This is a genomic window from Dokdonia sp. Asnod3-C12 (assembly GCF_045063975.1).
GTDB lineage: Bacteria > Bacteroidota > Bacteroidia > Flavobacteriales > Flavobacteriaceae > Dokdonia.
On the sequence record NZ_JBEFNY010000003.1, the window covers coordinates 2386385 to 2398271 of the forward strand.

General features: G+C 37.8%; 14 protein-coding genes. 5 read left to right on the forward strand and 9 right to left on the reverse strand.

The window, feature by feature from the left end; all coding sequences use genetic code 11:
- Positions 1-30: 30 nt before the first annotated feature.
- The 6 genes from ACJJVW_RS10785 to ACJJVW_RS10810 form a co-directional block, all read right to left on the reverse strand.
- Complete coding sequence (locus ACJJVW_RS10785; RefSeq protein ID WP_298326529.1) at positions 31-768, reverse strand: head GIN domain-containing protein; 738 nt, start codon at positions 766-768, stop codon at positions 31-33.
- A gap of 130 nt (positions 769-898) precedes the next feature.
- Positions 899-1345 carry a nuclear transport factor 2 family protein gene (locus ACJJVW_RS10790; protein ID WP_298326527.1) on the reverse strand — a complete coding sequence of 149 codons (447 nt, stop codon included), beginning with the start codon at positions 1343-1345 and terminating at the stop codon, positions 899-901.
- Positions 1346-1347: 2 nt separating this feature from the next.
- On the reverse strand, positions 1348-2394 hold the full coding sequence (locus tag ACJJVW_RS10795; protein WP_298326522.1) for a serine hydrolase: 1047 nt from the start codon (positions 2392-2394) through the stop codon (positions 1348-1350).
- 126 nt (positions 2395-2520) lie between these two features.
- A complete protein-coding gene (locus ACJJVW_RS10800) occupies positions 2521-4344 on the reverse strand; it encodes a PspC domain-containing protein (RefSeq protein ID WP_298326519.1) in 1824 nt (607 codons plus the stop codon).
- Positions 4341-4682: a PadR family transcriptional regulator gene (locus tag ACJJVW_RS10805; protein ID WP_108878113.1), complete on the reverse strand. Its 342-nt coding sequence runs from the start codon at positions 4680-4682 to the stop codon at positions 4341-4343. Before ACJJVW_RS10805 ends, ACJJVW_RS10800 begins: the two co-directional genes overlap by 4 nt.
- Positions 4683-4805: 123 nt before the next feature.
- A complete protein-coding gene (locus ACJJVW_RS10810; RefSeq protein WP_298326514.1) occupies positions 4806-5339 on the reverse strand; it encodes a DUF4870 domain-containing protein in 534 nt (177 codons plus the stop codon).
- A 222-nt stretch (positions 5340-5561) separates the two neighbouring features.
- Here ACJJVW_RS10810 and ACJJVW_RS10815 point away from each other — a divergent pair, with 222 nt between their 5' ends.
- The 3 genes from ACJJVW_RS10815 to ACJJVW_RS10825 all read left to right on the forward strand — a co-directional run bounded on the left by ACJJVW_RS10815 (position 5562) and on the right by ACJJVW_RS10825 (position 8110).
- A complete protein-coding gene (locus tag ACJJVW_RS10815; protein ID WP_298326512.1) occupies positions 5562-6308 on the forward strand; it encodes a hypothetical protein in 747 nt (248 codons plus the stop codon).
- Positions 6309-6386: 78 nt separating this feature from the next.
- Positions 6387-6854 carry a DUF4442 domain-containing protein gene (locus ACJJVW_RS10820; RefSeq protein ID WP_405226547.1) on the forward strand — a complete coding sequence of 156 codons (468 nt, stop codon included), beginning with the start codon at positions 6387-6389 and terminating at the stop codon, positions 6852-6854.
- Between the two features lie 80 nt (positions 6855-6934).
- Positions 6935-8110, forward strand: a complete 1176-nt coding sequence (locus ACJJVW_RS10825) for a GlmU family protein (RefSeq protein WP_405251843.1) — start codon at positions 6935-6937, stop codon at positions 8108-8110.
- Positions 8111-8124: 14 nt separating this feature from the next.
- On the opposite strand, the gene ACJJVW_RS10830 is transcribed toward ACJJVW_RS10825, so the two are convergent.
- The 3 genes from ACJJVW_RS10830 to ribD all read right to left on the reverse strand — a co-directional run bounded on the left by ACJJVW_RS10830 (position 8125) and on the right by ribD (position 10508).
- Positions 8125-8433, reverse strand: coding sequence for a hypothetical protein (locus tag ACJJVW_RS10830; protein ID WP_405251845.1), 309 nt, complete (start codon positions 8431-8433; stop codon positions 8125-8127).
- A gap of 210 nt (positions 8434-8643) precedes the next feature.
- Positions 8644-9510: an EamA family transporter gene (locus ACJJVW_RS10835; RefSeq protein WP_405251848.1), complete on the reverse strand. Its 867-nt coding sequence runs from the start codon at positions 9508-9510 to the stop codon at positions 8644-8646.
- A complete protein-coding gene (gene ribD / locus ACJJVW_RS10840; RefSeq protein WP_405251850.1) occupies positions 9507-10508 on the reverse strand; it encodes a bifunctional diaminohydroxyphosphoribosylaminopyrimidine deaminase/5-amino-6-(5-phosphoribosylamino)uracil reductase RibD in 1002 nt (333 codons plus the stop codon). Before ribD ends, ACJJVW_RS10835 begins: the two co-directional genes overlap by 4 nt.
- Positions 10509-10534: 26 nt before the next feature.
- Here ribD and ACJJVW_RS10845 point away from each other — a divergent pair, with 26 nt between their 5' ends.
- Both ACJJVW_RS10845 and prmC read left to right on the forward strand, forming a co-directional pair.
- Positions 10535-11020, forward strand: a complete 486-nt coding sequence (locus tag ACJJVW_RS10845) for a GNAT family N-acetyltransferase (protein WP_339847899.1) — start codon at positions 10535-10537, stop codon at positions 11018-11020.
- On the forward strand, positions 11017-11883 hold the full coding sequence (gene prmC / locus ACJJVW_RS10850; protein WP_405251852.1) for a peptide chain release factor N(5)-glutamine methyltransferase: 867 nt from the start codon (positions 11017-11019) through the stop codon (positions 11881-11883). The genes ACJJVW_RS10845 and prmC overlap by 4 nt, the downstream gene beginning before the upstream one ends.
- Positions 11884-11887 lie beyond the last annotated feature (4 nt).

Consider the following 11887-nt stretch of genomic DNA (forward strand, 5'->3'; position numbering starts at 1 on the left):
TGTGTATTGATTTGATTGATGAGGTAGTATTTAATCCTTTGAGCGTATGATACCTCCAGAATAACTTTCCTTTGGTTTATCTACGTTTGCTGGCTTCCCATAATAATTTATGACACCACCTGATGATGCATCTGCTCTTAGATCTTGTGATGCATATACATCCATCACTCCTCCAGAAGAAGCATCTGCGATAGCAGATACAGATTTGAGCTTGCTTATTCTTGCTACGCCACCACTAGAAACAGATGCATCTACACGATTTGCTGTCCCCGAGATGCGTACTACACCGCCGCTACTTACGTTGGTCTCTACGTCATTTACAGTAACCTCAACACGTAAAGTTCCTCCAGATGATGCGTCTAGATCTATTTCATCTCCAGTGAGCGCTTCTTTTGTAGTAAGACTAGCACCACTGTTTACACTCACTTCGGTTAGGTTTTCTGAGTAGGTTACAAAAACCTTTTTTGAGGTAGCGCTACCTATACTCTTATCACTATAGATTTTGAGCTTGCCGTCATTTACATAAATATCGGCAGCGTTTACTATGTTTTCATCTGCTTCTAAAATCACAGAGTTTGAGTTTCCCTTTTCTAGAAAAACTTCCCATCCGTCGCCAGCTGAGACTTCGTTGAAGTCTTCTGTGATATTTAAATCTTCTGTAACTACATTTCCATTGCCTTGTAATTGACCTAAGTTGAGGTCAAACTGACAAGAAGTTACGAGTGTAGCGACGAGAATTCCGATGATAAATTTGATAAGTGTTGTCATGATGGTTGGTTTTAGATTGATGAAATATTGATTGTTTTGATTGATGATGTAAAGATGTAGATAAGTCCGCTTTCGCGAAAGCGTAACTTACTCAACTGTAGTTTTTAACGGATGAGTTGCAAATAGATGACTAGTGTAGGCTTATTACTCGCGTTATTATCCATTTCTTATCTGTTTTTTTAAATATGGTGATAAACTTACTAGGTTCAGAATAGCTGTCTTCCATAAGGTTATGAAAACTGTGCTTCCCTAAAGCTATGGCTCCAAAATCCTTGATCTCATGCACCTCAAAAGTATCTGGAGTAAGTATTCTTTCTACCTTGCCACATATATTTGCCTTCATAGAGGTCATATACTCTTCCTTGCTTGTAGCCAGTCCTCCTTTATCATGGTAGAACTCTAAATCTTCTGATATGAGTGATGCATGAGTCTCGAGGTCACACGTATTGTAGGACTCAAAAAGTGCAGCATCTGTAGCTAGAATCTCCTTGTAAAGGCCACTGTCTTTAGAAACCTGTGCTACTCCTAATAATGGGATTAATAGTAGGATCCAGAATAAATTTTTAAGTGCATTCATAACTAGTTTATTTTTTGAATTTCGGGAATGATAAAGGTGTTGAGTAGTTCGGCTGTTTGATTGTGTGCTTCTATACCTTTAGTAAAAAGCGAACTTGTGAGAACTACAACAAGGTCTAGTTCGTCAAATACGGCAATTTTGTTTCCCCCATTACCTAGCATAAAATATCCAGTCTCTTTTTTGTCTTTTCCAAACTCTCCTATCCACCATAAGTATCCGTATTCATAATCTGGACTTCCCATAGCGGCTTTTGGTTCTTTAGACGCTTTCGCGAAAGCGGAACTAATAATTTGCTCTCCTTTCCAGTTACCGTTGTTGAGATAAAGTTGTCCAATCTTAATGAAATCTTTACTCTTAAGACCTAGGCCACCGCCAGTCATAGGGATTCCTGTAGGAGTAAGCTGCCAGTGATAATCTGTAATGCCCAGCTTTGAGAAAAGTGCAGTTTCTGCATATGTTTCTAAGGAACCTGAAATTGTATTAATCACATCCCCTAAGGCAACGGTTCCAGCAGTACAGTAGCTAAAATCTCGACCGTAAGGACTATCTTCTGGTTTATTTTCCCACTCTGGATACCCCTTGACAGGTAAATCCCAATAGAATTTTACCCAATCTTCAAGGAGGTACATTTTTTCTTCTTGACCACGAGAAATATCATTCCAATCATCACATTCAAGTATAGATGACATTGTAAGTAGGCTCTCGATGGTAATTTTTTCTTTACGAGGATCTGGGTTTTGAAGATTTTTTACCTGAGCGTATTTCCAGGCTGGTTCTTGTGTAGATGATAATTTACCATCATTAATAAGTGCTCCTATTAAGGTGCCAGTAATTGATTTTGTTGCAGATCTAGTATTATGTAAGGTAGCGGCTGTTGCATCATTATAGTAATTCTCAAAGATGATTTTTCCTTTATGGGCTATGACAACACTTGACATTTCTTTAAAATGTCCGCTAGTGATGAGACTGTCCATTTTATTTAAATCCTCTTGAGCAATACCAGATATAGCTGTAGAAATTGCAAAAAGCGTAGCATAAAAAGTTTTCATAATATAGATGGATTGTACGTTGCAGAAATCTCAACAGATTGAATGTTGAGATTTTGCAAGCGCACTGATTGGTTGATTGGTAGTGTTTATGTGGCTTTCACTAAAGCCAGAACTAATTATCGTCTCCTACTGTACTAGGAGCTTTGGAGGAGTAGGAGCTATATTAGGATCTTTGCTTTTTGGAGCATCGGGAGTATCTGGAGCATCAGGAGCTTGATTATTTGTCTCCCATGCTGGTGTATCTTCACCTTCTCTATAACTACGTTCTTCCCAAGCGTCATTATCATCAGACTGTTGCCAAGAATTATCATCATCATTGTCACGATCTTCTGGGCAAGTGCTGCACATAAGTTTGCCATTACCTACGGTAAGAAATTTTTCTTCATCACCATTATCTAGAATATCACGAGACTGTCTATCGTTTTTATGATAGGAGTAGGTGTTCTCATCAGCAATAAGCGTAGCTCCTTCTGGTAAGTAAACAATGATTTCTACACTAGGCCTTACGTGTCTATATTGAGCTTCTCTTTCTCCAGTAAAAAAACCATCGATGGCTAGTTCGTTATCAGATAGATCATAGTTGAGTATCATGGCTTCTGCTTGTTCCTTTGCAACGTCATAAGATGAGCCTTTTGTTCTCTTCACTGTTTGCACATATGCAAGACTGTCACGAGTAGATCGTACTATAAGACGTACATTTCTATACACAGCTACATCTTCTGTATTGCTATTAATAAGCTGTACATACTGAGAAGACCTCCCGAAAGGGATGTCAAAACGCTCGCTTCCTCTCATTTTGATACGTAGCGTATCGTTCTTTGTTATAGCGAGTGTCTCTGTAGTAGTCACTTTTGATGACTCAAGGTTAGAATATTGTATAGCCTGTTTTACAGAGAATACTCCTATGGTAATTGATGCGATAAGCCATAGCCCTAGTAAACTCAGTTTGGCACTTAAAGGCATTGATTTTACGTTAGAAGAAAGAATTTTTAATCCTAGGTAAAACAAGAAGAAAAATGGAATACCTACTGCAAATAATACGAGGAGTAACATAAGCCAGATAGGTAAACCTGTATCATTAGAAATCCACGGCATGTCTGCTAAGTTAGGAGTAAAAATATCTACCACTCCTCCAGTAAGTAATGTGATTAATAGTGAAATAACCACTGTAGCACCCGTGATTATTAATAGTACGCCCACAATTTTTGCAATGATTTTAAAGAAGAACATGATGATCTTTCCTAAAGTCCCAAAAACTCCCTGAGCACCATTTTTAACCTTATTACCGTACTTATCGTAATCTACATTCTTAACCGTGTCTGCAACATTTTCAAATCCTTCTTTTACTTTTTCTGTGATATTGTCAATGTTAACAGCCTTTCCCCGCATTGCGAGTTTATCTGCCGTAGATTGTGCTTCAGGTACAAATACCCATAACGCAAGATATATAAGAGCCGTTCCACCTAGTGTAAACCAAGTAAGAGCGATAAGTAATACCCATCCTACACGTACCCACAAAGGATCAAGTCCCATGTAATGCGCCATACCGCTAGATACACCACCTATGTAAGCATTATCTGTGTCTCTAAAAAATCTGCGATCTGAGATGCGCTTAGCTTGTTGCGTTTTATTTGAAGAGCGGCTAGATGATTTTTGAGAAGATGCTGTGTCTTCAAAAATATCGTCATCTACCATATAATCTTCTGGTTGTCCCATAATAGCGATAACCTCGTCAAGCTCCTTAGTGCTTATGACCTGGCGTTCGTCTTTAATGCGTTCAGAAAAAAGTTCTGAGATACGCGCTTCTATATCTGCTATGATTTCGTCTTCCCCTTGTACGCCTTCAAAAGAACGTTTGATGGCAGCAAGATATCTCTGTAATTTACCGTAAGCATCCTCATCTACGTGAAAGAAAACCCCTGCTAAATTTATGTTTACTGTCTTATTCATTTTGTTGCGGTTTTAGTGGCGGTTACTACCGTTACTGCGGTCTGTAACTCATCCCAAGTGGTTGAGAGTTCTTTTAAAAATATTTTACCTGTTTCGGTAAGTCCGTAATATTTACGTGGCGGCCCGCTGGTAGATTCTTCCCAGCGATAATTGAGCAAGCCAGCATTTTTGAGTCGTGTAAGTAGTGGGTATATCGTTCCTTCCACCACCAGCAACTTAGCGTCTTTAAGTGTGCCTAAGATCTCTGCTACGTAGGCATCCTCGTCTTTTAATACAGAGAGGATACAATACTCTAGCACGCCCTTACGCATCTGCGCTTTGGTGTTTTCAATCTTCATAGATTTTCATTTTTAAATGCATTAAACTGTTCGTTTTTGTCCCAATAACTAACGGGAGATTGATTGATTGATTGATTGATGATTTTTCTTTTTTTACGCTTTCGCGAAAGCGTAACTCATATATTAAACTACCGTTTTATCCTCAATAGGTGATGAAGTCTCTTGAGTCTCTCCAGAATCTGAAACCGAAGCCGCAGAAATAAAGTTGATAGTAAGCGGAAACTGATATATTTCTCCTTGTGATGCCTTAACTGCTGCCGAAATCACCGAAATAATTTCTACTAGAAAAATTCCTAATGCAAGAATGGCAACCACTATTGCGGTAATAAGAAATCCTCCTAAGTCTGCAAAATCACTCGGGTCATTTATATAACCATTTGTGAGTAAACTCTCGCTTCCACTACCTGCACTTATTGCGAAATAAATAAAGAATGGAATGCTAATTACAACTAAAGCAATGAGGTATAAGAGGATACTTAGTTGAAAATTGATGGCATCCCTACCATGCTTATCTATAAATGCGGCATTCCTTTTTTGAGCGCTCCATAAAATGAGAGGTGCAATAAAATTCCCAAAAGGAAACAAGTATTTAGAGAATGTAGATAGGTGTATTAAAGTACCTATATTTTTTTGATGTGTTGTAATGCTAGTTTCCATAGTCTATTAATGTCTTATGCAAATATATGTCTAAAAAAAGGTACTTTGTTACGCATAGTACTAAAAATTAACTTTTATTTAAGGTTTTACAATTTGCTTATTTTAGGTGAAATAAATAACTAATGTCTTGTAATTAGAGTGGCGTTGCGTATTACAGCTTGTAAAATTGTTCTTTTGTCTAAAGATTTTAGTTTGCGACTTTTTAAAATTTAACAATTATTAATGCTTGTTAAATTTGCACTACTAAAGCTACTTAAGGCTTTTTACAATCAAATAGTCATGCAAACGAGACATATCTTAAGAAACCCCTTATTTATTTTTGGCCTATTATTATCTCAAATAATATGGTCTCAAGTAGGAGTTAATACTGCAAATCCTACTACCATGTTAGATGTAAATGGTGATTTGCGAGTACGCGATGCAGTAGCTAGTTCATCTACAGATGATGTTCCTTTAGTAATAGATAATGATGGTAATGTGAAGAAGCAACTTAGTAGTTTGCTGGGTAACTTTAGAGGGAGGCTGCTTACAGATTTTGATTCTCGTCTGTCGATCAATACACCAAATGCTAATGGTATATATAAGATTAATACAATGACAGAACTTATAGATGCGGGAGGAGATTTTGATATTGCTACTAGTAGTTTTACTGCACCTATTACTGGAATTTATGAAGTTACGATTACGTTAACCATTTCAGGTTATTCTACAGCTAGCACTAATTATGTAGCAGGTTTAATGGATGATACAGGATCTTGGATAATGAGATTTTCAATGCCTAGGGAAGAGGTGAATGGAACTGGAGCCGTGGGAAGTGCAAAGACATATACAGGTATTGCAGAGCTAACAGCAGGTAAGGTTTATGATTTTGGATTTGCATCAGGTGATTTTGTACTTCTTGCTAATCCTGTAGGGTCCACAGGTACGGGTATAGGGAGTTACTTAAAAATACAGTTAATAGATAATTAAAAATTTATATATTCTTTCTTAAAAGGTTCTCATTTGGGAACCTTTTTTATTGCCTATTTTTGCCTCAAATAAGATATTATGTCATTCCCCTTACCTGGTAAATTCAACACGTTCACAATGTTTAAGCTTCCATCTGCGTGGCTTACTGGAGTACGTGTAAAAAAACTTTCTCCTAATTCTTGTACGACTTCTGTAAAACACAGATGGATTAATCAAAATCCTTTTAATAGTATGTTCTGGGCAGTACAAGGCATGGCTGCAGAGCTTGCTACGGGAGCTTTAGTGATTGCTCACATACAAGAAAGCGGTCAGAAAATATCAATGCTTGTTGCAAACAATAATGCAAGCTTTACAAAAAAAGCTACAGGAAGAATTCAATTTGTATGTGATGATGGTCTAGCTATTAAACAAGCTATAGCAAATGCAGTAGCTACAGGAGAAGGGCAAACTTGCTGGATGAAAGCTGTAGGGACAAACAAAGATGGTGTGCAAGTGTCTGAGTTTAACTTTGAGTGGACACTTTTAGTAAAGAAGCCTCGTAAATAATAAGTAACTTCGTTTTCAATAAGTTTTATCTTTAAGTCTATCTGTCTCATGCGCTTTATGTAGAGACTAAAATCTAATCCATGAACTTTATCCTTTTTGACGGAAACGTACGCAATCAGCTTTTACCATTCACGTACACAAAACCTGTTGCAGACTTGCGCATAGGTATTATGACTATACGTGAAAAATGGGAATTTGTGCTAGGTTCAACTACCTCAACAGTAACAGAAGAGTATCTTTCAGATAAGTGGCCTATGATAGAGCTTGAAGAAAATGTGATGATTAATGCATCATATCTTCCTTCAGACAACTTGGCTGAGATTATTAAAAATTTGTCATCAAAGCAAGTGTTGTTTGATGGGGAGGAAATAATCGCGTTTTCAGTACACGAAGGTCAAGAAGTGGATTTTGATACTTATGAAAGTATAGATTATACGGCCTCAGATATTTTAAGGATCGAGCATACCTGGGATATTTTTGCCAAAAATGGAGAAGCAATCACTAGAGATTTTGAGATGCTTACCGAGGATAGAGATTCTGAAGAGATACCAGCGCACGTAATAGCGGTAAATAAAGATCAGATATTTATAGAGGAAGGAGCTACGGTTCATTACTCACATCTCAATGCTACAGATGGACCTATCTATATAAGTAAAGATGCAGAGATTATGGAGGGCGCACTCATACGTGGCCCTTTTGCAATCTGTGATCATGGAGCTGTAAAAATGGGAGCCAAAATTTATAGCGGCACAACCATAGGTCCTCATTGTAAAGTAGGCGGAGAGGTAAATAACTCCGTACTTATGGGCTATTCAAGTAAAGGTCATGATGGTTTCTTAGGAAATAGTGTATTAGGAGAATGGTGCAATATGGGTGCAGATTCTAATAACTCTAATTTAAAAAATAACTACGCTCCTGTAAAGTTATGGGATTATGAAACAGGTCGGTTTGCAAATACGGGACTTCAGTTTTGTGGTTTAATGATGGGAGACCATTCTAAGTGCGGTATTAATACCATGTTTAACACCGGAACAATGGTTGGTGTAGCAACAAACATCTTTGGAAGCGGATTTCCTCGCAATTTTGTTCCTTCTTTTTCTTGGGGAGGCGCTAGCGGCTTTGTAACACACAAAACAGATAAGGCTTACGAAACTGCAAAAATCGCCATGGCGCGTCGTGATCTAGAACTCACAGAAGAAGATCAGGCAATCCTCAATCATGTTTTTGAAGAGACAAAACAGTATCGTAGAGAGTAAGCTTGTCAATATTTTTAATGGCTATAAGGATTAAAAGTGTTTGTAAGTATTGAATCCCAAGGAATTACAGCGAGTAGTAAGATCAGTATTACAAACCCCAAAACGGTGAGGAAAATGATTTTATACAAACGCACTTTGTTTTCATGACGTATTCTTGTTCTTATTTCCATTAACTGATCAAACGTTGCTTTTTTAGGGTCTACCCATTTCTCATTGGTACTCGATACAAAAGATAGGTTTCCTATACTTCTCTTATTTTTAAGTAGATTTCTATTATTACGTATTGCCTGATTTGCTGCAAGAGCTGCTCCACCGAATCCCATATCATTTTCATTTTGGTTACATAGATATGTAGCAAAAAGAAATTTATTGTTACAGTGTAAATATGTGTGAATCCTTTTGATAGTAAGGGTTCATCGGAGTGTTATCTCAAGAAAATACAGTAAAATTATAGGGCGAGGATTTTTACGCTTTCGCGAAAGCGTACTTAAAAAATTAAAAATTAATCAGAGTATTTTAATTTCTGAGGAGTATTAAGACATAGAAACTAGCAAAATACTAATTACTGCTAAGCCAATTCCGATCCAGTTTTTTGGGAGTAATTTTTCTTTAAAAAGTAGAATTCCAATAAAAGTGCTCACCATCACAATGGCAACATTATTTACAGTAAACAAGGTCGAACTCTCAAAAGCCGAATCTCGAAGTGCCATCACAAGCATAACAATAGAGAAGTAATTAGGAATCCCGAGGCAAATCCCTGCAATCACATTTTTAAACTCAAATTTAAATGTGCCTTTGATGACTTGGTACATGATGACCAAAAAACCAATACAAGCAGCAGCCCCAAAAATAGTTGCGCCAAAGATGGGCACATCACTCTCATTTACATAAGCACCTTCTATAAATTTTATACTCGTGTCTATGGCTCCGCTGCCTAAAAACACAAGGATAGGGAAGATGAGGTTTTCTTTCTTTATAGCAATCCCATCTTTTGCTTTTATAGAAGCTAGGTATACAGCGACAAGTGCCGTTAGAATTCCTATAATCTTTAATATGCCTAGAGATTCTCTGTAATATAGTACGCCAAAAAGTATTGGGATAACCACACTCATTTTGGTCGCAACAGAAACTACAGAGAGTCCGCTGCGTTGCGTGGTTGCTGCCATCAGATTAAAGACAAGAATAAATAATACCCCAAGCCCAGCCGATGCATAAAACCAAGGTTGCTCAGGAATTACAGCGATAGTTGTAGGCCCATCATATAGCAATAAACCACAAGAACAGGCAATCACATAATTTACAATGATTGCGTGCAGGGTGTTTACATTAAACTTCGCAAAGAGTTTAAATACTACAAAGATTAAACTAGATGCAGCAATACTAAGAAGTAAGTAAATCAAATGCTTGAATTTTTATAGTAGTGTAGGGTATTGTCTAAAATAGTGTCCGTTTTTTCTAAGAGAAAATACTGCGAAAGTTGAGGTGCTTTTGTACCTTCAGAAAAGCTAGTGTTGCCTTTAAAAATACGCGCTTCATCCCAGTGATTTGCATCAATAAAATGTTGTAATGTCTGTGCGCCACCTTCTATAATTACAGATTGGATTCCTTTATCATAAAGTGTCTCACTTATGAGTTGAGGATCTGTAGATGGGATAACGAGTGTCTCAGCTTCTTTATTAAAAACTGTAAGGTTTTTATCTAGATTTCCTTTAGTATCAATAACAACACGTAATGGGTTTTTACCTTCCCAGTCTCGCGTGGTTAAGCTAGGATTGTCTTCTAGCACGGTTTTTCCGCCTACGAGAATTGCCATTTCCTCGCTGCGCCATTTATGAACGAGTTGTCTCGAGTAGGGATTTGTAATCCATACAGGTTGTTGAGCATCTCGTGTTTTTGGAGCGATAAATCCATCTGCGGTTTCTGCCCATTTTAAGATGATGTAAGGTCTCTTTTTCTCATGATAAGTAAAGAAACGCTTGTTGATTTCTTGGCATTCTCTTTCTTGAACACCTACGGTAACATCAACTCCAGCTTGTATTAGTCTCTTAATACCAGCGCCTGCTACTTTGGCAAAAGGATCTATGGTACCTATTACAACCTTTTTAATTCCAGAAGCAACTACAAGATCTGCACAGGGCGGTGTTTTCCCCCAGTGCGAGCAAGGCTCTAGAGATACATATAATGTCGATTTTGCTATAAGTTCTGGGGTATTCGCTTTCGCGAAAGCGATACAATTCACCTCTGCATGACTACCACCATATGCACTTGTATAACCCTCGGCTATAATCTTGTTGTTGTGCACAAGCACTGCTCCTACAGATGGATTAGGCATCGCTGGCGGCAGTCCATTTTTTGCCAGCGCAATACAGCGATTTATATAGGTGTTATGTATCTTCACGGCACAAAAATAACCCTTTGTAAGTGATGGACAAACCAATCATTAGACCGATTAAAAAAGAAGACAATGCTCAAGTAGCAGCAGTTGTGAGAAAGGTACTTGTAGATCTAGGTGTTCCTAAGGTAGGTACCGCTTATGCAGATGCTGCTTTAGACACCATGTATGAGCATTATAGCAGACCAAAAGCCGAATACTTTGTGGTTGAAGATAACGGCAAGGTTATAGGTTGTGCAGGTGTTGCGCAGCTGGATAATTATGATGGCAATGTGTGCGAGTTACAGAAAATGTATTTTCTAGAAGAAGCGAGAGGCCGCGGCTTAGGATCGCAAATGATGGATGCTTGTCTTAGTCAAGCCCGTGATTTTGGTTTTGATCAATGCTACCTTGAGACCATGCCTTATATGGAGGCTGCACAAAAATTATATAAGCGCACAGGTTTTAGATATATAGACGGTCCCATGGGCGATACAGGGCATTTTTCTTGCCCTGTACATATGATAATTGATTTATGAATATAGATGAGTTTCGCATTTATTTTAGGGAACAGCTCGCGGGCATGTATGAGCCAGAAGAGGTAGAGAATCTATGCTTTCTTACGCTAGAGCATATTCTTAAGATGAATAGGGTAGAGGTCTCGCTTTCGCGAAAAATGGACATCTCCACATCTGCTCTTTCACAATTAAACGAGGTTACTAGCAGATTATCTCTTAGCGAACCTATCCAATATATTATAGGAACGACAGAGTTCTACGGGATGGAATTTCAAGTAAATCCCGCTACCTTAATACCTAGACCAGAAACTGAAGAATTGGTTGATTGGATTATTACAGATAAAGCTGAGAGCTTAGTCAAGAGTGAGAAAAAAGAAAAATTAAAGGTTCTCGATATAGGGACTGGTTCTGGATGCATCGCTATTTCGATAGCAAAAAATCTATCAAACGCTCATGTTGAGGCGATTGATATTTCTCAAGAAGCACTTGCCACAGCATATCAAAATGCAAAAATGAATCAGGCAGATGTTACTTTTTACAATCAAAATGTACTAGCCGTAGAGGAGCTAGAGCACAAATACGATGTGATTGTGAGCAATCCTCCGTATGTGCGCATGCTAGAAAAAAAGGAGATGAGGGATAATGTGCTCAGTAATGAGCCAGATAGCGCGCTCTTTGTCTCAGATGATGATCCACTAATATTTTATAGAAAAATAGGGGAGCTAGCTTTTGAAAGTCTTTCTGTAAATGGATTCTTATATTTTGAGATTAATGAATATCTAGGAAAAGAAATGATTGATCTCTTAAAGGGAATAGGCTTTAGTGATATCGAGCTTAAAAGAGATATGTTTGGAAAAGATAGAATGATTAAAGCGAGTCGCTAGAGAT